This is a genomic window from Amedibacillus sp. YH-ame10, from assembly GCF_053848885.1.
Window position 1 is genome coordinate 73,104 of record NZ_JBSPFA010000001.1, and the last position, 23,279, is coordinate 96,382.

At 35.2% G+C, this 23,279-nt stretch carries 22 protein-coding genes; 5 read left to right on the forward strand and 17 right to left on the reverse strand.

Features of this window, described 5'->3' with window-relative positions:
• Window positions 1-39 precede the first annotated feature (39 nt).
• The 4 genes from ACWG42_RS00380 to deoD all read right to left on the reverse strand — a co-directional run bounded on the left by ACWG42_RS00380 (window position 40) and on the right by deoD (window position 3,351).
• A complete protein-coding gene (locus ACWG42_RS00380; protein WP_455789448.1) occupies window positions 40-636 on the reverse strand; it encodes a GNAT family N-acetyltransferase in 597 nt (198 codons plus the stop codon).
• A gap of 23 nt (window positions 637-659) precedes the next feature.
• The gene (locus tag ACWG42_RS00385) at window positions 660-1,250 is read right to left on the reverse strand and encodes a PadR family transcriptional regulator (RefSeq protein ID WP_455789449.1); all 591 of its coding nucleotides are present in this window, start codon (window positions 1,248-1,250) and stop codon (window positions 660-662) included.
• Window positions 1,251-1,437: 187 nt separating this feature from the next.
• Window positions 1,438-2,625, reverse strand: coding sequence for a phosphopentomutase (locus tag ACWG42_RS00390; protein ID WP_455789450.1), 1,188 nt, complete (start codon window positions 2,623-2,625; stop codon window positions 1,438-1,440).
• A gap of 9 nt (window positions 2,626-2,634) precedes the next feature.
• Window positions 2,635-3,351 (reverse strand): purine-nucleoside phosphorylase, encoded by a 717-nt coding sequence (deoD, locus tag ACWG42_RS00395; protein WP_455789451.1) that lies wholly within the window; start codon window positions 3,349-3,351, stop codon window positions 2,635-2,637.
• 144 nt (window positions 3,352-3,495) lie between these two features.
• Here deoD and ACWG42_RS00400 point away from each other — a divergent pair, with 144 nt between their 5' ends.
• Complete coding sequence (locus tag ACWG42_RS00400) at window positions 3,496-4,194, forward strand: Crp/Fnr family transcriptional regulator (RefSeq protein ID WP_455789453.1); 699 nt, start codon at window positions 3,496-3,498, stop codon at window positions 4,192-4,194.
• Here ACWG42_RS00400 and ACWG42_RS00405 read toward each other — a convergent pair.
• The 10 genes from ACWG42_RS00405 to ACWG42_RS00450 all read right to left on the reverse strand — a co-directional run bounded on the left by ACWG42_RS00405 (window position 4,191) and on the right by ACWG42_RS00450 (window position 15,477).
• Window positions 4,191-4,835, reverse strand: a complete 645-nt coding sequence (locus tag ACWG42_RS00405; protein ID WP_455789455.1) for an HAD family hydrolase — start codon at window positions 4,833-4,835, stop codon at window positions 4,191-4,193. The two genes, ACWG42_RS00400 and ACWG42_RS00405, sit on opposite strands and share 4 nt — an antisense overlap.
• 98 nt (window positions 4,836-4,933) lie before the next feature.
• Window positions 4,934-5,059, reverse strand: a complete 126-nt coding sequence (locus ACWG42_RS00410; RefSeq protein ID WP_455789456.1) for a FeoB-associated Cys-rich membrane protein — start codon at window positions 5,057-5,059, stop codon at window positions 4,934-4,936.
• 13 nt (window positions 5,060-5,072) lie between these two features.
• Entirely contained in the window at window positions 5,073-7,244 is a 2,172-nt protein-coding gene (gene feoB, locus ACWG42_RS00415) for a ferrous iron transport protein B (RefSeq protein ID WP_455789457.1), read from the reverse strand.
• 53 nt (window positions 7,245-7,297) lie between these two features.
• Complete coding sequence (locus tag ACWG42_RS00420; RefSeq protein WP_455789458.1) at window positions 7,298-7,522, reverse strand: FeoA family protein; 225 nt, start codon at window positions 7,520-7,522, stop codon at window positions 7,298-7,300.
• A gap of 15 nt (window positions 7,523-7,537) precedes the next feature.
• Window positions 7,538-7,753: a FeoA family protein gene (locus ACWG42_RS00425; RefSeq protein WP_455789459.1), complete on the reverse strand. Its 216-nt coding sequence runs from the start codon at window positions 7,751-7,753 to the stop codon at window positions 7,538-7,540.
• Window positions 7,754-7,877: 124 nt separating this feature from the next.
• The gene (locus ACWG42_RS00430) at window positions 7,878-8,495 is read right to left on the reverse strand and encodes a DnaJ domain-containing protein (RefSeq protein WP_455789460.1); all 618 of its coding nucleotides are present in this window, start codon (window positions 8,493-8,495) and stop codon (window positions 7,878-7,880) included.
• Window positions 8,479-9,324: a DUF5685 family protein gene (locus ACWG42_RS00435; protein ID WP_455789461.1), complete on the reverse strand. Its 846-nt coding sequence runs from the start codon at window positions 9,322-9,324 to the stop codon at window positions 8,479-8,481. Before ACWG42_RS00435 ends, ACWG42_RS00430 begins: the two co-directional genes overlap by 17 nt.
• Before the next feature lie 152 nt (window positions 9,325-9,476).
• The gene (locus ACWG42_RS00440) at window positions 9,477-11,408 is read right to left on the reverse strand and encodes a putative bifunctional diguanylate cyclase/phosphodiesterase (protein WP_455789462.1); all 1,932 of its coding nucleotides are present in this window, start codon (window positions 11,406-11,408) and stop codon (window positions 9,477-9,479) included.
• A gap of 103 nt (window positions 11,409-11,511) precedes the next feature.
• A complete protein-coding gene (locus ACWG42_RS00445; RefSeq protein ID WP_455789464.1) occupies window positions 11,512-14,079 on the reverse strand; it encodes an ATP-dependent Clp protease ATP-binding subunit in 2,568 nt (855 codons plus the stop codon).
• 192 nt (window positions 14,080-14,271) lie between these two features.
• Complete coding sequence (locus ACWG42_RS00450) at window positions 14,272-15,477, reverse strand: cation diffusion facilitator family transporter (RefSeq protein WP_455789465.1); 1,206 nt, start codon at window positions 15,475-15,477, stop codon at window positions 14,272-14,274.
• A 67-nt stretch (window positions 15,478-15,544) separates the two neighbouring features.
• Here ACWG42_RS00450 and ACWG42_RS00455 point away from each other — a divergent pair, with 67 nt between their 5' ends.
• Entirely contained in the window at window positions 15,545-16,429 is an 885-nt protein-coding gene (locus tag ACWG42_RS00455) for a hypothetical protein (protein ID WP_455789467.1), read from the forward strand.
• A 26-nt stretch (window positions 16,430-16,455) separates the two neighbouring features.
• On the forward strand, window positions 16,456-17,328 hold the full coding sequence (locus ACWG42_RS00460; protein WP_455789468.1) for an NAD(P)-dependent oxidoreductase: 873 nt from the start codon (window positions 16,456-16,458) through the stop codon (window positions 17,326-17,328).
• A gap of 106 nt (window positions 17,329-17,434) precedes the next feature.
• Here ACWG42_RS00460 and ACWG42_RS00465 read toward each other — a convergent pair whose 3' ends face one another.
• Together ACWG42_RS00465 and ACWG42_RS00470 are read right to left on the reverse strand one after the other, a co-directional pair.
• Window positions 17,435-18,841 (reverse strand): GntR family transcriptional regulator, encoded by a 1,407-nt coding sequence (locus tag ACWG42_RS00465; RefSeq protein WP_455789469.1) that lies wholly within the window; start codon window positions 18,839-18,841, stop codon window positions 17,435-17,437.
• 114 nt (window positions 18,842-18,955) lie between these two features.
• Window positions 18,956-19,336, reverse strand: coding sequence for a desulfoferrodoxin family protein (locus ACWG42_RS00470; RefSeq protein WP_455789471.1), 381 nt, complete (start codon window positions 19,334-19,336; stop codon window positions 18,956-18,958).
• Window positions 19,337-19,462: 126 nt separating this feature from the next.
• On the opposite strand from ACWG42_RS00470, the gene ACWG42_RS00475 reads away from it, so the two are divergent.
• On the forward strand, window positions 19,463-20,353 hold the full coding sequence (locus ACWG42_RS00475) for an RluA family pseudouridine synthase (protein WP_455789472.1): 891 nt from the start codon (window positions 19,463-19,465) through the stop codon (window positions 20,351-20,353).
• A gap of 7 nt (window positions 20,354-20,360) precedes the next feature.
• Here the strand turns inward: ACWG42_RS00475 and ACWG42_RS00480 are convergent, their stop codons facing one another.
• Window positions 20,361-21,692, reverse strand: coding sequence for a diguanylate cyclase (locus ACWG42_RS00480; protein WP_455789473.1), 1,332 nt, complete (start codon window positions 21,690-21,692; stop codon window positions 20,361-20,363).
• Between the two features lie 256 nt (window positions 21,693-21,948).
• On the opposite strand from ACWG42_RS00480, the gene ACWG42_RS00485 reads away from it, so the two are divergent.
• A complete protein-coding gene (locus ACWG42_RS00485; RefSeq protein ID WP_455789474.1) occupies window positions 21,949-23,274 on the forward strand; it encodes a class II D-tagatose-bisphosphate aldolase, non-catalytic subunit in 1,326 nt (441 codons plus the stop codon).
• The last annotated feature ends 5 nt before the right edge of the window (window positions 23,275-23,279 follow it).

Below are 23,279 nucleotides of genomic sequence, written 5' to 3' on the forward strand. Positions count from 1 at the left end.
CACTGATTATTGGTTCTTTTTCTTCTTATTCGCTTGCATTCACAGGTTAACACGTTTTTTCATCCTGCTAATACATCCAAATCCAAGCATTCGATTTATCATGCTGTTATGTTGGTCGTATTCTTTGAAACCTAAATACTCATATAGTCGCTTAGCCACCGTATTATTGACATCCACATCTATAAAGCACTCTTTATCGCACAAATTTACACAAGCATATTCTATTAGCTTTGACGCAATTCCCTTTCCTCGATAAGCTTCACTTGTTGCCAAATAATCAATTCCAATATCCGTTTCATTCTCCAAGTTAGGTCTTCCTAAAATAAATTTCATCTCATGGTAGGTAATAACACCCATTACCTTACCTAGCACATTGATACACTTTGACTTATCGAATTTTAAGCTACGTTCTTTCCCATTTGAAATCGCTAAGAAACCGATGATTTTCTTATCTATAACAGCGGCATAGGTCAAATCGAAATCAAATGCGTCCATAAAGAAATCACTTAACGTTTTCTTGTTTTTACTAATTCGATTATATACTGGGAAACAGTCTGTGTATACTTGGATAGCTTCAGCTTTTGCCAGATCATCCAAGTCAGAAAGTTTTATGATTGATAAATTTAGACCATCCATGTTTTTTTCTCCTTTCCGTATTCCTACACTATTTCGTTCATATTCTTAATAAAATCTTGAAACCAATCTATTTCAAACTTTATTTTAGCAATTGATAAATCAAGCATTGCACATTGAAAAAAAGCAATCTCTTGTACATTAGTAAGTGTGAAATCTTCCATTGCCCCGTTCTCTTTTAACGTTGATAGATAAGCATCGTCAAAACTAGAAATAGCATTTGTTGCGGCCTTTATTTGTTCAAGTTTATGTACTTCATTTTCCAATTCCCTAATATAAGTTTCAAGCAATGACAAGCGTTTTCTTTTATCGACAAACCCCATAAACAGAAACTTCCCTAGCTCCATACTCTTCTCTTTATACGTCATAGGCTGTAAAATACTCTCTTGAAAATAAGACTTTCCTTCTTCCGTGATGCTATACACCTTTTTGTTCACACTGTTTTCTACATACTCGTTAAATTGAATCAGATTCTTATTCAATAGTTTTTTAATCGCTGCTTGTATGCTTCCAACACTACTACTGCTAATATTGGTAAGGTTAGTTTCGATTGCTTTTCTCATCTCATAAATAGTTGAAGGTTTCATCATGAGAAGTCCTAATATGATAATATCCATTTGAATCCCCTCTTTCTATAATACTATTAGTAATATATCTAATAGTATATATGAGCTAGCTGTAATTGTCAATGATATATATAAAACATTCCGTACTCCTATATTATCAGTACGATAAATCATAGTATGAATCACTACAAAAAAAGACGATACCTTCCTTTCTTGGAGAGTATCGACCTTTTATATTTTACTTTAAGAACTCTAAATAGCTTGTACCAATGGTACCCTCTGGCATAGCAACACCAAAGTTTTCCGCAATTGTTGCGCCGATCATCGCAAAACTATCACTCATTGGTAATAAACCATGTCCCTTCATAGATGGGGCATAAGCAATAAATGGTACCATTTCTTTGGTATGATCACTTCCCTTATAGGTTGGATCATTCCCATGATCTGCCGTAATGATTAACAAATCATCTTCTTTTAATTTATCAAGCACATCACCAAGCAATGCATCAAAGCGTTCTAATTCTTCACCATATCCAATTGGATTACGACGATGACCCCACAATGCATCAAAGTCTACTAAATTCACAAAGCAAAGTCCTTTGAAATCTTTATCCATCAATTCAATGGTTTGTTCCATACCATGTACACTGCTCTTTGATTTATGAGATTCGCTAATGCCCTCTCCTACAAAGATATCATTGATTTTCCCAACACTAATAACCTCATATCCAGCATCCTTTAAAGCATTTAACGTTGTTTGTCCATAAGGTTTTAAGGCATAATCATGACGATTGCTTGTACGTTTAAACTCGCCTTTTTTCATACCTGTATAAGGACGAGCAATCACACGACCTACAATCCACTCTGGACGCATTGTCAATTCACGTGCTATTTCACAATAACGATATAAATTATCAAGACCCATGACATCTTCATTTCCACAAATCTGTAATACAGAATCTGCAGAAGTATACACAATCATGTCTCCATTTTCAATTTCTTGTTGCGCCAGTTCATCTAAAATATCAGTTCCACTTGCGGATTTATTTCCAATGACACGACGTCCACAACGTGCTTCTAATTCATCGATCAATTCCTTAGGGAATCCTGTTTCTGTAAAGGTTTGAAATGGGGTTTCAATATGAAGTCCCATCATTTCCCAATGACCTGTCATAGTATCTTTACCAACACTAGCTTCTAACATCTTTGTATAATAGCCAAGTGGTTCAGGTTGTGCACTAACATGTTTTAATGGATGTAAATTGGCAAGACCTAACTTTTGTAAATTTGGTATTTTAAAGTTTGGCATATGTTCATCAATATGTCCTAATGTATCTGTTCCTTCATCATCATACTCTTTCGCATTTGGCATAGCGCCAACACCAAGGGAGTCTACAACAATGGTAAACACTCTTTTATATTTCATGGTTTTCTCCTATAGACGAGTTGCGCTTTCTAACGCAACTTCCATCATGTTGTTAAATGAAGTTTGGCGTTCTTCTGCTGTTGTTGCGGCATGTGTCACCAAAGAATCCGAAATTGTTAATAAGCAAGCTGCTTTTTTTCCTAATACAGCTGCATTGTGGAACAATGCATAACTTTCCATCTCTACACAAACACAATTATGTTTTGCGTAGAATTCATTATGTCCATCGACATTGCTTTCATGATAGAAGACATCACTAGAGTGAATGCGTGCAGTGGTTACATGTTTGTTAATAGCATTTGCACTTTCTTCAATTACTTTATTTAAATCAGCACTTGGATATTGAATATCTCCATCTACATCTGATTGTGCTTTAGCAAATGTGGATTCACTCCATGCACTATCTGCCAATACTAAATCAAACAGTTCCAATGTATCCGTATATGCTCCAGCACTTCCAATACGAATAATATTTTCTACTCCATAAAATGCATATAATTCATATGAGTAAATTCCAATACTTGGCATTCCCATACCAGATCCCATAACGGATATCTGATGTCCCTTATACGTTCCTGTGTATCCAAACATATTACGTACAGTATTAAATTGTACAGGATTTTCTAAATACGTTTCAGCAATAAATTTTGCACGTAGTGGATCCCCTGGCATTAAAACTGTTTTTGCGATATCTCCTTTATTTGCGGCATTGTGTGGTGTTGACATAGTAATTCCTCCTTTATAGTAGTATGTACAAGGAAGCATTCGTAAACAAACGAAATACTTGCACTTTTTACATCTTTATCATACACTATGTATAAGAAGTAAAAAAAGGACATTTGTCCTCTTTTTGATAAGAAGGTGCAGAAAATGACAATTCCAAAACATATCCAAGAAGTGTTTCCAAAACAACACCAAGCATTCCTTACAACTTTTTTCCAACATTGCCCCACGCCTATCCTAGAACGTATCCTAATACAGCACTTTCCAAAGCACTATTCGCTCATTGACGCAAGTGATGATAATACGTATGTGTTTATCTTGTTAAGCGGAAAATTACAAGCCATTGAAGAACGTGTTGTCAATATTCCCTATCAGTTTTTAGAAGTGACTCCCCTTGATATCGTTGGAGATTATGAAGTGTTTTCTCAAACACAAGGACATTATGTTACATTAAAAACCACCATGCCTTCCACATGTCTACAAATCCGTTCTAATGATTATTTAGCTTGGATGCGACAAGATGTTCATGCTCTTTTTCTTCGTACGCAAATGCTTGTACAAGTACTCTCTACGCAAACCCAACAACAACGTCAGTTTCTATTTATGGATACTACTCAAAGACTTGCCATTTTTCTCGTGGATAAAGCCAAACAACAAAGCCTTCCTTTTCGTTTGGTCGAAACCAGAGAACAGATTGCCTCTCACATTGGATGTAGTGTTCGTCAACTCAATCGTATTATAAAAGAACTACAAGAACAAACTATATGTTCTCTACATCATGGAAAACTTATCGTTTCCAAACATGGTTTACAATTACTAGAAGAAAAAGCAGATCATGAGATTTAATACCTCAACATCTGCTTTATTTCATTTATAGAATCAACAACTGGAAATCCTGTGGTAAGCAATTTATCTTTATGCTCATGACCATTCGCAATCAAAACACAATGACATCCAGCCCCTTTCGCAACTTCACTATCATGTACACTATCTCCAATAAAGACAACTTCTTCTTTATCAAATTTCATAACCTCTACAAATTCTTTTGCCAGTTCTGCCTTAGAGTGAGCATGAATATTATCTAACCCACATATTCGATCAAAATAAGGTGCGATATCATATACCGCAATTTGTTCTCTTAAGAATTCTAAATTGGATGCGGATAGCACATATTGATGAATACCAAGTTCTTTCCCATAAGCAAGTACTTCTCTTACGCCTTCATGAAGGTGACAGTGTAAACTATGTGGTTGATAATAGTTCATATATTCTTGTGCTAATTCACTAAAAGGGGTGTTTTCAAAATCAAATCCTACTTTTTTATAATATTCAATCACAGGGAATTGAAAATAACGACGATATTCTTCTTTATCAAGAACAAGTGGAAGTTTTTCTTTTTTCAACAAAACATTCAACGCATCCATACTTACATCGATATCATCTAATAATGTTCCATTCCAATCCCAAATCACATGTTTTATTTGCATGATATACCTCCATCTATTACGAGATATTATAACGGATATCTCTACGATTGCAAGTATATGCACTTTTTTATGATATATGAATTATTTTATTCGTTTGTTTAATGGCACCCTTTGCAGCTACCACAAGCACAACTACAAGCATGACCTTTACGCTTTTTCAGCATGTATCTAGCTATTACACCGATACCAATCAGTAGTAATACTCCTATTATAATCGTAGACATCGTATGTCCTCCTTTATTTTGTTTGCACCGCTAATGTACTCGATTCTTTTTCTTGATATGGTTTACGTATTAGTAAATATAGAAGTCCTATCGCTAAGATAAGCGCAACTAGTGTCCATAAACCAAATCCTTGACCTGTAAAGAACAATCCAAATTGATAAACAATCAATGCGATTACATACGCAAATACACATAGATACCCAACAGCAAATACCGTCCATAACCCATTGTTCATTTCTCTTTTGATAGCACCCATTGCCGCAAAACATGGAGCACACAATAGATTAAAAATTAAGAAACTAAATGCGGATAGAGTTGTAAAGTGAACAGCAATTGCGGATAAACCACCATATGTGCCGCTCTCTACTAATTCTAATGCATCTCCACTCACTCCAAATAAAACACCAAATACACCCACAACTTCTTCTTTTGCGACTAGACCCATAATGGTCGCAACACTGGATTGCCAATTTCCAAATCCAAGTGGCGCAAACAATGGAGCAATCCAATTTCCTAATACTGCTAGAATACTGTGATCCATATCTTCTACCATGAGCAAGCTTCCATTCACAAACCCAAAGCCTGATAAAAACCAAATCATAACACTCGCTAGTAAAATAACAGTTCCAGCACGTCGAATAAAGGACCATCCTCTCTCCCACGTACTACGTAAGATGTTGCTTGCTACTGGTCTATGATAGCTTGGTAGTTCCATTACAAAGGGTGCAGGGTCTCCTTGAAACATTCTTGTTTTCTTTAATAAAATTCCAGAAATGATAATAGCAAATACACCTATGAAATACGCTGAAGGCGCAACCCACCAAGCACCCGCAAATAACGCTCCTGCAATCAATCCAACAATTGGCATCTTCGCACCACATGGTACAAACGATGTCGTCATAATGGTCATCCTACGATCTCTTTCTTGTTCAATCGTACGAGATGCCATAATCCCAGGAACGCTACATCCAGAACCAATGAGCATCGGAATAAAGCTTTTTCCAGATAACCCAAAACGACGAAAGATACGATCCATTATAAAGGCAACACGAGACATATAACCACAATCTTCTAATAAGGATAGCATCAAGAATAGAAGAAGCATCTGTGGCACAAAGCCTAACACTGCACCCACTCCATTTACGATTCCATCACTTATCAAAGACAATAGCCATGGCTCTACATTCATGGAAGAAAGAAAGTCATGAACAGCAGGAACAATCCACTCTCCAAATAAGACATCATTGGTAAAGTCCGTTAATGTAGCACCCAGGGTTGTGATTGAAATATAGTATATAACAATCATAACACATGCAAAGATTGGAAGAGCTAGTATACGATTGGTAACGATGCGGTCAATCTTATCCGACATTCTTAAGTTATCTTTTGTGAGTGCTCTCTTCATAACTTTATCTATCATACTTCCGATATATGCATAACGTTGATTGGTCACAATGCTTTCAGCATCATCTTCCATTTCTTCAACACATTGCACTATATGTGTCTCGATGTGTTCTAAAACTTCTGGTTTCAGTTGTAAGGACTCTCTTACTTTTTCATCACGTTCTAATAACTTAACCGCATACCAACGCAACATTCTTTGCGGAACATTCCCTTCCAATGATTCTTCAATGTGCGCGATGGCATGTTCCAAGGCTCCATTAAAGAAGCATGGAACTGGTGCACTGTATGCACTGGTTGCTTCATCAATCGCACATTTTGCCGCATCCATGATGCCTTCTCCTTTTAATGCGGACATTTCTACAACTTTACAATGTAGTTCATGTTGTAATTTTTCAAGATGTATACGATCTCCTCGTTTTTTAACAACATCCATCATATTGATTGCGACAACAACAGGAATACCAAGTTCAATCAGTTGTGTTGTTAAATATAAATTACGTTCAATGTTACTACCATCCAAAATATTTAAGATTACATCTGGCTGTTCATTTACTAAATATTCTCTTGTCACAACCTCTTCCAAAGTATAAGGGGATAAAGAGTATATCCCTGGTAAATCTTGAATAAATACATGCTTATGTCCTTTTAGTTTTCCCTCTTTTTTTTCAACGGTAACTCCAGGCCAGTTCCCTACGTATTGTGAGCTTCCTGTCAATGCATTAAAAACCGTTGTTTTTCCACAGTTAGGATTCCCTGCTAATGCTATCTTTATATCTTTCATAGTGTTCTCCTTCTCATAATGTTTGCTCCGTCTAACTTGTTGCTTAAAAAAATTTATTGACTTTGTACTTCAATCATTTTTGCGTCATCTTTACGTATCGTTAATTCATATCCACGTACAAATAATTCCATTGGGTCACCAAGAGGTGCAATCTTGCGAATCATCAAAGAAGTTCCTTTCGTAAGACCCATATCCATAATACGTCTTTTTACTGCCCCTTCTCCTTGTAATTTCACAACGGTTGCCTCTGTCCCTATTGCTAGTTCATCTAATGTCATTTTACTGTTCCTTCCTTATCTTACGAAAATTTTGTTTGCCATGGTTTTATCCAATGCAATGCGTCCATCACGAATACCTACAATCACATTGTCTTGTAGTTTTGAAACAATGCAAATTTGGGTTCCTACCACAAATCCAAGTTCTGCAAGATGTTGTCTTAGCGAATCCTGTCCTGAAATACGTTGTATCTCAAATCGTTCATTTACACTACACATCGTTATTGGTATCATATGCGTTGCCTCCACTCCATTGTTAGCCACAGCTAATTCTACAAAATGTTACCATAGTTTAACTTTTATGTCAATGGTCTAAAAAAAAGATATGCTTTTATGTACATATCTTTCTAAATATTCATTAACAACAGAAATAGCGACCACCAAAACACCCATTAAAACACATACTACAGACAATCAAACGACAACATAAGTCGCTTCCACCCATAGAGAATGGTTGTTGCATATTTTGGTATCGATTACGTCCTCCCTGCATTTGTGCATATAGTTGACGGTATTGTTGATTGCTAGGATCCATTTGGCATGCTTTCTCCGCAAAATCCATAGCCGCAATTTGATTGCCCATTCCATATTGTGCAATCGCAGATAAATAGTACCAATCTGCACCACGATCTTGAATTTGTTGCAAAATGTTATATGCTTCCATATAACGTTGCGCATTCAAATAATTCACAACATTTTGATAATCGTTATTTCCTGATGCACCACCATAGCTACTTTGTCCATACCCTTGAAACCCTCCATAACTATTTTGTTGCCAGAAATTACCGCTATCTCCACGTTTTTTCGCATCCATAATTTCTTGGTACGCATTTTGAATCTCGATAAATCGATCTTCTGCACCTGGATCTTTGTTGACGTCAGGATGATATTTTTTAGCGAGAACACGATACGCTTTTTTCACTTCATCTTCACTTGCGTTTGGAGAAATACCTAATATACTATACGGATTTTGCATCTTCTTCACCCGACCTTTTCTTTCGAACTGTTTCATATTTTGCCCAAATACCAGAATACATAATATTGCGTAGAATATCTACATGTTCTAATATTGGTAACATTTCAAATGCATCTGCACTACTTGCAATCATAAGCTCTAATATCATCTTTACTCGTTCATCAAAATTTTCATTTTGCAAATCTTGTTGAAACGGATTGAAGCTTCCTTTTTTTATATCTTCTTCTACATCATCGTAAGCATCCATAATATAAATAAATCGTCCTAAATAATCACCTATCGTATACAGCGAGGACTTCCATACATCCTCTTGATAGGCAAGTATTTCTCCCATCACGATTCCAAAGGTTGCACTAATCTTATCCAGATCGCTTGAACCTTGTTCTTCTAGGTCATGGATTTGATGCAACGCTGTTTCAATACGAGATATCTTTTCTGGATATTTTTCCTTAATGGAAAGATAGCGGTTCTTTAACATGGACATAAATGCCTTACTACGATATCGATGTTCATCTTTCCAATCATCTTCACATTTCAAATAGGTAAGAACAACTGTCATTTCTGCAGCATACTCAATATATGTATTTTGTAATTTCGTATGTTTTCCTAAAGGATGAATCACACATCTCTCTTGTATAATCTGTGTATCTGGTTCATATAATCCTGTTAATAAAATTGCTAAAAATGTCAAATCATAATTCAACGCCACTTGGGCACTTCTACCAAACATTCGATGAAGACTTCTACATAATCCGCAATAAAAAGATTTGTACATATCAAAATCTTTTATCTTTAGTTCTGGTTTATTAACGACAACATATCCAAACATGTAAATCTCCTTAGAAAGCTTATAAAAAGGCATTCATGTCATATAGTTTATAATGAACGCAAGAAAAATTCAAGTAAACTATGACATATAACATAATAACACAAAATTCAAACTATCAAAACAATATAAAGAAAGGACCAATTACTTGATCCTTATAGGTGTTCTTTCATGAATTTTATAAAAGCTTCTTTAGCAATTGGCTTTGCATAATAATACCCTTGAATCAAACTACAACCGCACTCCTCTACAAAGTCACTTTGTTCTAGAGTCTCAACACCCTCTGCTAAAACTACAAATCCTAAATCTTTAAATGTTCTAGATAGATTTCTAACAACCATCGCAGAACGATCATTTTTCATTGCGGACCAAATCAAACTCTTATCCAATTTAATGGTATCGATTGGAAATGTAAGTACACTTGTGGTATTGGAATACCCTGTACCAAAATCATCTAAACTTAAGCGTATTCCATGCGTATTCATCATTCGTGCATATGCCATCATCGCATCTGCATTTTCTGACAATGTACTTTCTGTAATTTCTATCTTGATCATAGAACCATCGATATTATGTTCATTTAAAATAGAAATCACACGTTCCATTAAATCTGGTTGTAAAAACTGTGAGGTAGAAAAATTTACACTAATAGATTCCATTGGTATTTGTAAATCTTTTGTCTCTTGTAAAATATGACAAACTTCATCAAGTACATAATATGTAATATCTATAAGCAAACCACTTTCTTCCGCTACTGGGATAAATTCATCTGGATAAATCGCTCCTATCATAGAATCCGGTATTCGCAACAATGCTTCTGCACTTGAAAACTTTTTCGTATCCAATGAATAGATTGGTTGATAATGCACAGCAAAGCTTCTCTTTTTCAAGCATTCATGTAACGCTTCACTTACTTGTTGGCGACGTTTTACTTTATTCAAAACATCTTGTGTACAATAACATATATGATGCGCTGCTGTATCTTTCTTCGCTACATTAATAGAGAACTCAATACCATTGATAATCTCTTCTTTGGTATCAGCACAGGAAGGATATTGTACAACACCCAAAGCAACATACAATACACAATTATAGGAATCCAAGTTCCATGGTGACATCATACGTTTTGAAATACGTTGTAAGATATCTTCGATGTGTGCAGGATTTGCATCTTCGATTAAAATGGCAAACTCATCTCCACTATAACGAAATAACTGTCTACGATTTAAGGAAAACTCTTTTTTTAAATACTCTCCAATTGCTTGTAGGAAAGCATCCCCTGCATATTGTCCATAAACATCATTAATCCTTTTAAATTCACGTAAGGACACAATCACAATCGAAAAAGAATCTACTTTCGTTTGTATACTCCAATCAATCAAATTCAAAAATTCTTGTCGATTGGGTAGCTTCGTAAGATAATCGATTGCTATCTGTTTGTTTTGCATATATAAATAAATCATCAACAACGCAATGGTTGCGGCAGAACCAGATAAAACGATTTCTGGAAATGCCTGTTGAAATATAATCACAATTGCCGCAATCAATGGAAATGAAAATAAAATGGTACGTACGGTTTTTTCTACATACTTCCCTTTCCAAATCACCGCTATCACTGCTATCATACAGTACAAATAAAATATAATATAGGTAGATGCTATCCAAGTACCTGTTTGATACCCATTTTCTAATGTAAGGCTATAAATTGCGTGTGTCCAAGGATTTACAATTACCATCCCAATATAAATAAAAGCTGGAATCAACATGATAAAGAGTGTTCCTTTTGGTACTCCTCGATGATCATATAAATTAGCCATAACATATAAATAGTAAATCATTCCCATAAGAGGAGTTGTAATAAAGTATATGGTATTCGTAATCCATGCTAGCACAAGTGTATATGAACTCAAGTTGTATATCAACAAAGTAGACACTATATTGGTCGTCATTGCTAAAAAGGTAACTAAAAAACACAGTTGAAATAACTTGTTTTTTAAACTAGGCGCAATGCTACCTTTTCTTGAATAAATCCAGATAATGCTAAGGACAACAGTTGAGATACATTCTGGTGCAATATTCCAAACCATATGACACCCCCAATCTTTACCTCTATTATAATAAATTGTACAACATAAGTCCATGAACAAAGCCACTTTTCATACCGTTAAGCTTACCTAAAAAGGGAATGACTTATTTGTCATTCCCATCTTGATGAATAATCTCTACTTTAAACCCTTGATTTTCTATTCGTAAATGAATGGTATCTTCCTTGGAAGCATTTCCTTCTAACATCGCTCTCGCGATACAAGTTTCGATATTACGTTGAATATAACGCTTCATTGGACGTGCCCCATAGATTGGATCTACACCAAAAGCCGCAATATTTTTAAATACTTCATCATCCACTTGCAAATAAATATCTTTATGCGCAAGACGTACACTTAATTCTTTCATAAATTTATGCGCAATCTTTTCTAACATATCATCATTTAATGCGTTAAACACAATAATTTCATCAATTCGATTGATAAATTCAGGTTTGAAGTACTTTTTAACCTCACTCATATATAAGGCTTCTTTATCTCTAGTTTCAAAGGCAAATTGACTTCCTAAATTACTTGTCATAATTAACAATGTATTTTTAAAATCTACTGTAACCCCTTTGGAATCTGTTATACGCCCATCATCTAGTATTTGAAGTAACACATTGAATACATCTGGATGTGCTTTTTCGACTTCGTCAAATAAGATAATAGAGTATGGATTACGACGAACTGCCTCTGATAATTGTCCACCTTCATCATATCCTACATATCCTGGAGGAGCACCAATCAAACGTGATACACTATGTTTCTCCATATATTCACTCATATCAATACGTACAATATGACTTTCACTATCAAACAATTGTTGTGCTAGGGCTTTTGCGACTTCCGTCTTCCCTACTCCTGTTGGTCCCAAAAACAAGAAACTTCCGATTGGACGATGTTCATCTTGAATTTGTGCCTTACTACGCATGATCGCGTCACTTACAAGTTCCAATGCTTGATCTTGCCCTATCACACGTTTTTGTAGAGAGGCTTTTAACTGTAATAGCTTGCTACGTTCACTTTCCACTAAACGTGTTACTTCAACACCTGTCCAACGAGATACAATTTTTGCGATAAGTTCCTCGTTTACTATTTCTTGAATCAAGGCGTCCTCTTTTTCTTTTGTACTTTGTTCTTGAATTAGTTTCTCTAAATGTGGAATGGTCGCATATTGTAGTTTTGCAGCGTCTTCATATCGTGCTTCATTTTGGGCCTGTTCCAAATCTAAACGTGCTCTTTCTAGACGTACTTTTGCATCCTTACTTTCTTCAAGGATTGCTTTTTCATCTTCCCACTTCGTATACAATTCATCTTTTTTTAACTGTAAACCTTTGAGTTCTTCACTAATTTCATGACATCGTTCTTTAGATTTTTTATCTTCTTCTTTTTTCAACGCAGTTTCCTCGATTTGTAACTGCATGATTCTTCGTTGTAATTCATCTAATTCTTGTGGCATGGATTCCATCTCAACACGCAAAGTAGCACACGCTTCATCAATTAAATCAATCGCTTTATCTGGTAAAAATCGATCAGTGATATAACGATTGGACATCATTGCAGCTGCCAAGATTGCTTCATCTAGTATTTTTACTCCATGATAGGATTCAAAGCGATCTTTCAAACCACGTAGGATACTAATCGTATCTTCTACCGTAGGTTCTTGTACAAGAACCTTTTGAAAACGACGTTCCAATGCCGCATCTTTTTCAATATATTGGCGATATTCACGGAAGGTGGTCGCTCCTATACAGCGAAGTTCTCCTCTCGCTAACATCGGTTTCAACATATTTCCAGCATCCATACTACCTTCTGTTTTTCCAGCGCCTACAAGATTATGAATTTCATCGATAAATAAAACAATATTCCCTTGTGCCTGTTTTACTTCTTCTAGAATTGCTTTTAATCGTTCCTCAAATTCTCCACGGTATTTCGCACCCGCTATTAAAGAACCCATATCTAGTTCAATCAACTTTTTATCTTTTAAAGAGGAAGGTACATCCCCCTTCATAATACGCCAAGCAATACCCTCTACAACAGCTGTCTTACCAACCCCAGGTTCTCCAATCAAGACTGGGTTATTCTTTGTCTTACGTGATAGAATCTGTATCACACGGCGTATTTCATCATCTCTTCCAATAATAGGATCGATCTTTCCATTCTTCACATCTTCAACTAAATCACGTCCATATTTACTTAATGCTTCTAAATTACTTTCCGCGTTAGGTGTATCCATCGTTTTTCCACCTCTACGTAAAAGTTCTTCTTCCTTGCAGTTCTTTTCATCTAAATGAAATTCCTTAACGATTTGTTTAGAAATATAGGATTTATTGAAAAGAAGGGCAATAAAAACACTCGCAACACTTAAATATGATTCATGGACGGATTCACTCCACTGTGTAGCTTTTTGAAACGACTGCATCACTTCACTTGAAAATTGTGGATTCACATTCGTAGCACTTGCGACCCTTTCCATTTCTTGGTCAATAAGCTCTAATGCTTTTCCTTTATCTATTTGTAGTCGTTTACACAAACCATCCAATACATCATTTTCTAAAATTGCCTTTAACATCTGTATCGTATCTATCGTTGCATGTTGATAGTTTTTACAGATTTCAACGGCATGCATAATGACTTCCTGTAACTTCTCTGACATTTTTTCAAAGTTCATAATATCACTCCTTTAGCACTCTTGTCACTCGATTGCTAAATATATTATAGCACGTCTTTTAGCACTGTCAACACTAGAGTGCTAATTTCTTTTCCTTTCTTTCAACCCTAGTTTTTACCACCCTCTTCGTTTTATTCATACCATACCTAACAAAAAGATGATACATTTTGTACCATCCCTTATTTCTATGAATTATGCAGTATATGCACGATCAAAGGTAATTACTAAATAAAACTGTTTACCTTTTCTTCCTACCTTTGCCTCTAATGCTCTTTGTATATCTAAATTCTTAAGTTTTACGTGATAAGGAACAACAACATCAAAGATCATATTGGTATGAGTCTCTCCCGGCACGATGCGGAAATCATGAATCGATAAATCCTGATCCAGTTCCTTAACAGCCCCTCGCATAAAATCTCTTAGCTCATTTGTTTCAGGGTCATCAATTACAATTGGATCCATATGAATCACCATCTCTAATCCCATATTCTCTTTAAAATCTCGTTCCATATTGTCAATCATATCATGAGATTTCAAAATATCAACACGATAATCTACTTCTACATGAACACTAGCAAACAAACGTCTTGGTCCATAATCATGCACAATCAAATCATGCATCCCAAGTACACCAGGAGTTCCCTCAATGTGTTTCGCAATCTCACTTACCAATTCTTCCTTAGGAGCTTGCCCTAGAATCTCATTCAGGGCATCACGAATAATCCCATACCCCGCATAAATAATAAAACATGCGACAACTACTCCCATATATCCATCCAAATTGAAATGGATCAAAGGAGAAAGTATAGAAGATACTAAAACAGCACTCGTTGCCATAACATCGGATATAGAATCAGCAGCTGTTGCTTGCATAATACTAGAATCAATCAATTTCCCATATTTCTTATTATAGAAATACATCCAAAGTTTGATACCGATGGAAAAACCTAAAATCCCAACACTCAACCAATGAAACGTAACAATTTGAGGATGAAGAATCTTATCAAAACTTGTTTTGATAAGCTCTGCCCCTAATATCAAAATCAAACAAGCAACAATCATGGATGCAATACATTCATAACGTGCATGACCAAACGGATGTTCTTCATCTGCAGGTTTACTTGAAAGTCGAAAACTTACCAAAGAGATTACAGAGCTCCCTGCATCTGATAAATTGTTAATCGCATCTGCGGTTATCGAGACACTTTGTGCCAATGTTCCCGCTATAAATTTAATAAGACACAACACGATATTGTTTACAATTCCAACGATACTTGCCAAATTCCCGTAGGCTTGTCGTACGGAATCTTTTTCAATTCGATCCTTATGTTGTATGAATTTATTTATGAGCCATGCAAACATGTTTCCACCATCTTTCATTAAGGAAAAGTTTAACATAATTTTATCGTTTCGTGAAGAACTTCATAATCTTTTCATCACAACATACAATATAGTGGTGAAGATTATGAAATATATAAAGGATATATTTTTATGTATGATTTTAATTCTTGTTTTATGGTTCGCAAAAGATACCTTACAATATACGAAGGATGCCTTAACTTTATGGTTTGAAAAACTCGTTCCTTCCATGTTTGTAACCCTCGTTTGTATTCGCATTATCTATCATCGTCATATCTTAGAGCACATTCACATCCCTTTTATATCACGTATATTCCATATTGATCAAGGGGCATTTTCACTTATTTTATGTACTATGTTTTTAGGCTTTCCTAATGGAGCATTGTTTGTGGATGAAGCGTTTCATAATGGAAAGCTCGATGAAGAAGGCGCAAAAAGAGCTTTGTATACATGTAGTTTTGCGGCTCCAGGTTTTGTTGTTATGACTTGTGGAGCTTTATTGTTTCAAAGTGTTACCATTGGCATCTTCCTTTTTGCAGCACAAATTTTAAGCGGATTTGTGTTGTTACTAGTGACACGTAAACACCCCATATATACAGCTACTTCAAAAACTCCTTCGTTTGCCCTGTCAAAATCTATTACAACTTCTATTTTAGAAAGTGGAAAAGCACTCTATATGATTGGTGGATATATGATGTTGTTTATGAGTGTAAGTGGCGTACTATTGCACTTCTTACCTAGCTTTCTTGCCTATCCATTACGCATTATCAGTGAATTTTCTAGTGGAGTCGTACTTTTACAAGAACTCCCCTTATCCAATTTTATTCTACAATTACTGACTTGTATGTTGTTGAGTTTTGGAGGACTTTGTGTGCATATGCAAGTAAAGGCAATTGCAGAACACATTCCATTTTCTTATTTTAAATATGTTGGTTATCGTATCGCACAAAGCATACTTTCAATGCTTATTTTTTCCTTATTTCTGTTATAATTAAGAAAAAAGAAAGAGGGATTCTAATGAAAATTGCTTGGATTGGTACTGGGGTTATGGGGAAAGCTATGTTATTACATCTAGCAAATGCAGGACATCATGTGTGTGCATATAATCGTACATATGAAAAAGCATCGGATTTAAAAGAACATGGAATACAAGTATATGAAACAATAAAGGAGTGTGTGCAACATGTGGATGTTGTATTCACTATGGTAGGTTATCCAAAAGATGTACAAGAAGTTTATATGGGGGATGATGGCATATTTGTCAATGTAAAAGAAGGGTGTATTCTAATTGATATGACAACATCTTCTCCCCAACTAGCATCCACTTTATATGAAGAAGCTAAAAAACGTAACTTAGCAATGTTGGATGCTCCAGTTTCTGGTGGAGATAGCGGGGCACGTAATGCTACTTTATCCATCATGTGTGGGGGAGATAAAGATATATTTGAACAATGTGTTCCCTTGTTTTCTTGTATGGGCAAGAGCTTGAATTATATGGGACCTGCAGGAAATGGACAGCATACAAAGGCATGTAATCAGATTGCTGTAGCTGGTGCTGTTGCGGCAATGAGTGAAGCCATTGTTTATGCTAGAAATGCAGGACTTTGCGAAGAAGAAATGCTACAAGCAATCAAAGGTGGAGCTGCAGGTAGTTGGCAAATTGAACATACAGCGCCTCGTGTATTAAAGAAAGATTTTGAACCCGGCTTTTATATTAAGCATTTCATAAAGGACATGCATATCATACAAGATGAAATGAAACAAAGAAACATAGACTTTCATATGTTAAACGCTGTATGTGAAATGTATGAAAGTCTTGCTGAAGACGGTGAAGAAGATAACGGCACACAAGCATTACTACATTACTACAAGAATGGGATTTATGACTAAGTCTTTGAAAAGATTTGCATCTTCCACGTGAATCCTGTAGTTTGCTTAAAATAAATATGAAATCTAATAAATATAGTCCCTACTAGATTCTCTAGTAGGGACTTTGTTATATCAACTGTAAAATTGTAGTAAGCTGTAAACTATCTGTTTCTAATATCTTCATTGCAATTTGAAAAATATGAGTACTATCATTTTCCATAAGCGCGTGTATCAAATCTTCACGTAATTGTTCTTGTTCAGAATTTTTCACAAACATATTCACAAATACACTCCAATCTAATGTCTTGTACAATTCATTAGAAATAATATTTAAACAAGCGTTCGTCTTTGAGAATACATATGCAGATAGAAGTCCCAATGTTTTTGAAACAGAACCCTCCATTCGCTTAGCAATCTCCATCATTTCTTCTTTCTTCGCTTCCTTCAATATTGGAGGCATCACTGCTTTACATATAGACGCAAAAACCTGCAAAGCATGACTACAAGCAATTAAATTACCTTTTACTTTTTCATCCTTTAAAATTTCGTCATCCGTTAAAAAATTCACTTTTATAATTCTAGAGCCTATTCCATTTACCGTTTCGATTACCTGATAATAACGAAGAATTTCCAATGCTTTACGGGTTGTACGATCAGATACATCATATTGTTTTGATAATGCAGAAATAGAAGGTAATACATCCTGTAAGTTATACGTCTTATCAGCGATACTAACTAAAATGTTCAAAGCAACCTTAGCATATAGATATTCTTGATCACGATTACAAACCCAAACAAATGGAACACTATGCTGTGGTGTTAAGTCATTACACAATTCGTCAATATAATGCAAAGAGTTCTCTCCATGCATATTTACCATTTTACGAATCATATATTTCACAACGCTATCTTGTTTTGCATTTGCAAATTTTAACGCAATGCTTGTTGCCTTACGTATACCATTAACACTACGTTTTAAATTCACATAAGATTGTTTCTCTGGTATCAATGGTTGATACGCATAAAAAAGTAATGTTGAGAATAGATCCACAAGTATTGGATTGTTACTAGCATTGAAAATATACAAATAAATATCATACATTCTTTTAATCAACTGTGCTTCATTTTTTATATTATCTAGGTTGAATTCTTTGACCAGTTGTTTCATCTCATCTATGTTCATGTCTTTACTATGAAAACAGTCCATAAATAAATCTGGTATTACTAAATCCATAGTTTCATATACATCTTTGGTCATTTCTCTTCCATCTATCAAAGCTTGTCGATATTGAATATTTCCTTGTAAATCCTCTACATCAAACAAAACACTTGCTTGTACCCCTTTTTGTAGGGATACATAACCATCTTTTTGTAATTCGCTTAATGCACTACGAACGGTATTTCTCCCTACGTTATACTGTTTGCATAATTCTGGGAGTACTGGTAATTTCTCGTGACACGCATATGTACCATTATAGATACACGTTAAAATCATACGGTATACATACATATACAAATTTTTTTCACGTTCCATATCTGCACTCCCTTTCTACATGTAAAGTATATCTTTTTTTTAAATAAATCGCAAAACAAATATCACATTTTTATGTGAGAAAAAGAGCCATACATTTTGCAGGCTCTAAATTTCTTAGATTTCGATGTCAGTTTTCCACAAACCGTGTAAATTACAATATTCATATACATGAATTTTGCCTTTATAGTCTCCGATACAGATGGTTGCTTCTGGTTTATCTCCTGGATTTAACATCACGCGTCCAATGCGATTGTCAAATTCTACAAAAATATTTGTAATATAATGTTCTGGAAGCATAGGGTGTTCCATAGAACCAACCTTAACATGCAAGTTTCCATCTACCACTTCCGCAACTGGAACATGTTTTTCAAGCGCTCCATCCGTTGTATTCGCTTTTACTTCTTCCATTGCTTTTCCACAACACATAATAGGGGTGTTTTTATCCTCTACCATTTCGACGACATTTCCACAAACTGAACATTTTAATAATTTCATATTTCATTCCTCCTTGTTTTATGGTATTCTTCATAGTAGCTATTATGCTACTTACTACACACATAGTATAGCATTACCTGAACCCTAAATGATATGCAAATGCTCAAAAATTTATGAGGAATTTATATGAAAATGAAATGGAACTATGATATCCTAGAAATCATGTGTGAACAAAACACTTGTAGTGATGATATTTTCACGTCTTTACACATTAGTAAAAAGACGCGATATCAATATTATCAAGGTGCGTGTGTACACATAAATCATCAATGTATCAAACAAAATACACAGATACAAAAAGGAGATACACTCTTATTACGTTGTCTTTTCGAAGAGGATAAAGAAGTTGTCACCCCTTGTTTTGATGATCTTTGCCTTCTATATGAAGATGAATTGTTCTTGATTGTTGATAAACCTGCTAATATGCTTGTCCACAGTGATGGAGTAAGTAAAGAAACCACACTATATGATGTAGTGAAGGGATATTATGTGCTTCATAATATCTTATGTCCAGTACGCGCGATACATCGCTTAGATAAAGAAACAAGTGGAACAGTTATCTTTTGTAAGATACCACTTTTACAGCCCCTACTTGATCACATGTTACAAGAGAAACAAATTGAACGTCGGTATTGTGCTATCTGTAGTGGTATCCTTTTAGGAAACCATAGGCAAGTTTGTAGTCCGATTGGAAGAGATCGTCACCAATCCAATAAAATGCGTATTTCAAATACTGGTAAAGAAGCAAAAACTGATATCACAATTATTAAGCGTTATCCACACTTTACCCATGTAGAATGTAAACTACATCAAGGTAGAACACATCAAATACGCGTCCATCTTTCTTCCATTGAACATCCCATTCTACATGATACATTATATGGTTCACCAGACACTTATATTTCACGCCTTGCCCTTCATGCACAAGAGGTTGTTTTATACCACCCCCTTTTGCAAAAACAAGTAAGTATTCGCTGTCCTTTACCCAATGATATGAAAAGCCTTCTCAGCAATTGAGAAGGCTTTAATTTAATATACAGACTTTATTTCTTCCAGCAAGCTTCGCTTTATAGAGACTACGATCTGCGCGTTTCATCGCATAGCTATGATCTACATCCGATTTATAGAATACTGCTGCACCAATGGAAATCGTAACTTGTAATTTTGTACCATTAAATTCAAATAGAGATTGTTCGATTGTTTTCCGTAGACGATCAATATATCCATAAATGTTTTCTTTTGCAATACCTCTACAAATCAACAAGAATTCATCTCCACCCCAACGAAACATCATATCATTACTTCGAATTTCTTTACTAATATGTCCACAAACACTTTTTAATATATAGTCTCCCATATCATGACCATGTCGATCATTTACTGTTTTAAACTTATCTACATCGAAGAAAATAATCGTATACGTTTCATCATTTTCAATATAATTTTTAAAACTTAAATCCAATGTTACATCTGCCATATTTCGATTGAAACACCCCGTTAAGGTATCTTTTGATGCCATTGTTTTTAACATTTCATGTTCGGTGATATCAATCATAATCCCTAACAATGATGCATAATCTCCAAAGCCATCATTCACTTCTTTGAAGTTCGTTTCAAAGATAAACTCAAAATCTGTCTCGAGCTGCTGAATGTGTACAACTGCTTTGTCTTGTACTTTTTTTCCATCGATCCATTCCAGAAAAGCATTCATCTCTGGAATATGAATCACTTTATCTAGCTCATCTATTGTATAAGGCTTTTCTTCCAGCCCTAGCTTTTCACTCAAACTATGATTTGCACTAAAGATTTTACGTTTTACATCGAATTCCCAAATATACATATTGGATAAGCTTAACAATTGTTCATATTTACGTTGTGCTTGTTGTATTTCATTCATAGAACGTTGCACCTTGCCAATGACTTTTGTAGTTCCTACCACACGGTATTGGTTGTTTACTCCCCAAGCATGCGCATGAATTTCATAAAGGATTGTTTCCTCACCCTGAACATCCATATATTCAAAAGATTCTTCTGTACTTTCTTTATGAACGATACGACGAAAAGCAGTTATCGCTTTACAACGGTGCTCATCATCCATTCCGCTCTGTAATGCACTCAATGATCGTGTCGTTTTTACTTCTTCTTTTGTAATTTCATCGTATTGAAAAATTTCTACAGTATGAATTACCGGATCATAAATCCAATATCGATTACAACTCATTTGTAACAGCTTCTTAAGGAGATGTATTTCATCATCTGCAGTGCTTATTATCTGTGTATTCTCTGAGTTCGCATCCAATTGATCAAGTAAAACTCTTACTTGTTGTAGTATTGCTTTATTTTGAGCATCTTTCATCAATTTACACCACCCTTTAAATTATCTACATAACAAAAACGTCATACAAACGTCTCATTAAGTATAGCACATTTTTAGACACTTCCAACATGAAAGTGGTTACTTTATAAAAATAAAATGACTTATTTCGACACGATTATACATGATTTGCATTTTTGAACAGATTATTTATACAAACTAGTAACTACGTGGCTATTCATTTACCAAAGCAATTGAATCGTGTTATAATTTCAACAGATATAAGGAGGATGTTTATATGCCACAAGCAAATCCATTGAAACAAATTGTTATGAAACAGAAAAAGGGTCAACCAGTTGGAATTTATTCATGTTGTAGTGCAAATGATTACGTAATTGAAGCTGCATTAGCACGTGCAAAACGCGATCATTCATGCGTACTAATCGAAGCAACTGCGAACCAAGTAGACCAAAACGGTGGATACACAGGAATGACACCTATGGATTTCCGTAACTTCGTTATGGAAAAAGCCAAAGCAATCGACTTTGATGAAAGTAGAGTATTCCTTGGTGGAGATCATTTAGGACCACTTACGTTTGCCTCTAACGATGAAGAAGAAGCTATGAAGCTTTCTGAAGAATTGGTGCGTTGTTATGTTGCGGCTGGTTTTACAAAAATACATATTGATACAAGCATGAAGGTAAACAGCGATGATCCAGAAGTTCGTTTAAGTGATGAAATCATCGCAGCACGTGGTGCTCGTTTGGTTCGTATATGTGAAGAAACTTTCCAAGATTTATGTAAAACACAACCTGATGCAATACGCCCTGTATACATCGTTGGTAGTGAAGTACCAATTCCTGGCGGTGCACAAGAAGAAAATGCTGGTATGCAAGTAACACGTGTAGAAGATTTTAAGGCAACTGTTACAGCTTTCGAAAAAGCATTCGCAAATGAAAATCTTCAAGATGTTTGGAACGATGTTATTGCTGTTGTAGTACAGCCTGGTGTAGAAGAAAAAGATGCTGGTTGTACAGAATATGATCGTGAAAAAGCAAAAGATTTAATGGCAAGTATCAAAGACTTCCCTAATCTTGTATTTGAAGGACATTCTACAGATTATCAAACAAAATACAAACTGCGTGAATTAGTAGAAGATGGCGTAGGAATCTTAAAAGTTGGTCCTGGATTAACCTATGGAATGCGTGAAGCATTATTCTCCTTATCTTACATAGAAGAAATGATGATGCACGGAAGTGATAAACCAACATCAAACTTTGTAAACGTGTTAGAAGAAGCAATGTTAGCAGAACCTAAAAACTGGGCAAAACACTATCATGGAAATGATCAGGAACAATGGTTCAAACGTAAATTCTCATTCTCCGATCGTTCTCGCTACTATATGCCAAATCCAAATGTTGTTGCAGCGAAAGAATTATTAATCAAAAACCTTCGTGAGACAGGTATTTCACTTGCGGCCCTTTCTCAGTTTATGCCTATTCAGTACACTAGAGTACGTGAAGGCATCATTGAAAATGATCCTGAAGCATTGATTCGTGATCGTATCGAAAATACAATTGATGAATATTGCTTCGCTTCTCATCAAGACGAATTATTTAACTAATATAT

Bases quoted from the DNA above. Each gene is read 5' to 3' on its own strand.
- ACWG42_RS00380 (WP_455789448.1), bottom strand. From the start codon at position 636: ATGGATGGTCTAAATTTATCAATCATAAAACTTTCTGACTTGGATGAT.
- ACWG42_RS00385 (WP_455789449.1), bottom strand. From the start codon at position 1,250: ATGGATATTATCATATTAGGACTTCTCATGATGAAACCTTCAACTATT.
- ACWG42_RS00390 (WP_455789450.1), bottom strand. From the start codon at position 2,625: ATGAAATATAAAAGAGTGTTTACCATTGTTGTAGACTCCCTTGGTGTT.
- deoD (WP_455789451.1), bottom strand. From the start codon at position 3,351: ATGTCAACACCACACAATGCCGCAAATAAAGGAGATATCGCAAAAACA.
- ACWG42_RS00400 (WP_455789453.1), top strand. From the start codon at position 3,496: ATGACAATTCCAAAACATATCCAAGAAGTGTTTCCAAAACAACACCAA.
- ACWG42_RS00405 (WP_455789455.1), bottom strand. From the start codon at position 4,835: ATGCAAATAAAACATGTGATTTGGGATTGGAATGGAACATTATTAGAT.
- ACWG42_RS00410 (WP_455789456.1), bottom strand. From the start codon at position 5,059: ATGTCTACGATTATAATAGGAGTATTACTACTGATTGGTATCGGTGTA.
- feoB (WP_455789457.1), bottom strand. From the start codon at position 7,244: ATGAAAGATATAAAGATAGCATTAGCAGGGAATCCTAACTGTGGAAAA.
- ACWG42_RS00420 (WP_455789458.1), bottom strand. From the start codon at position 7,522: ATGACATTAGATGAACTAGCAATAGGGACAGAGGCAACCGTTGTGAAA.
- ACWG42_RS00425 (WP_455789459.1), bottom strand. From the start codon at position 7,753: ATGATACCAATAACGATGTGTAGTGTAAATGAACGATTTGAGATACAA.
- ACWG42_RS00430 (WP_455789460.1), bottom strand. From the start codon at position 8,495: ATGCAAAATCCGTATAGTATATTAGGTATTTCTCCAAACGCAAGTGAA.
- ACWG42_RS00435 (WP_455789461.1), bottom strand. From the start codon at position 9,324: ATGTTTGGATATGTTGTCGTTAATAAACCAGAACTAAAGATAAAAGAT.
- ACWG42_RS00440 (WP_455789462.1), bottom strand. From the start codon at position 11,408: ATGGTTTGGAATATTGCACCAGAATGTATCTCAACTGTTGTCCTTAGC.
- ACWG42_RS00445 (WP_455789464.1), bottom strand. From the start codon at position 14,079: ATGAACTTTGAAAAAATGTCAGAGAAGTTACAGGAAGTCATTATGCAT.
- ACWG42_RS00450 (WP_455789465.1), bottom strand. From the start codon at position 15,477: ATGTTAAACTTTTCCTTAATGAAAGATGGTGGAAACATGTTTGCATGG.
- ACWG42_RS00455 (WP_455789467.1), top strand. From the start codon at position 15,545: ATGAAATATATAAAGGATATATTTTTATGTATGATTTTAATTCTTGTT.
- ACWG42_RS00460 (WP_455789468.1), top strand. From the start codon at position 16,456: ATGAAAATTGCTTGGATTGGTACTGGGGTTATGGGGAAAGCTATGTTA.
- ACWG42_RS00465 (WP_455789469.1), bottom strand. From the start codon at position 18,841: ATGGAACGTGAAAAAAATTTGTATATGTATGTATACCGTATGATTTTA.
- ACWG42_RS00470 (WP_455789471.1), bottom strand. From the start codon at position 19,336: ATGAAATTATTAAAATGTTCAGTTTGTGGAAATGTCGTCGAAATGGTA.
- ACWG42_RS00475 (WP_455789472.1), top strand. From the start codon at position 19,463: ATGAAAATGAAATGGAACTATGATATCCTAGAAATCATGTGTGAACAA.
- ACWG42_RS00480 (WP_455789473.1), bottom strand. From the start codon at position 21,692: ATGAAAGATGCTCAAAATAAAGCAATACTACAACAAGTAAGAGTTTTA.
- ACWG42_RS00485 (WP_455789474.1), top strand. From the start codon at position 21,949: ATGCCACAAGCAAATCCATTGAAACAAATTGTTATGAAACAGAAAAAG.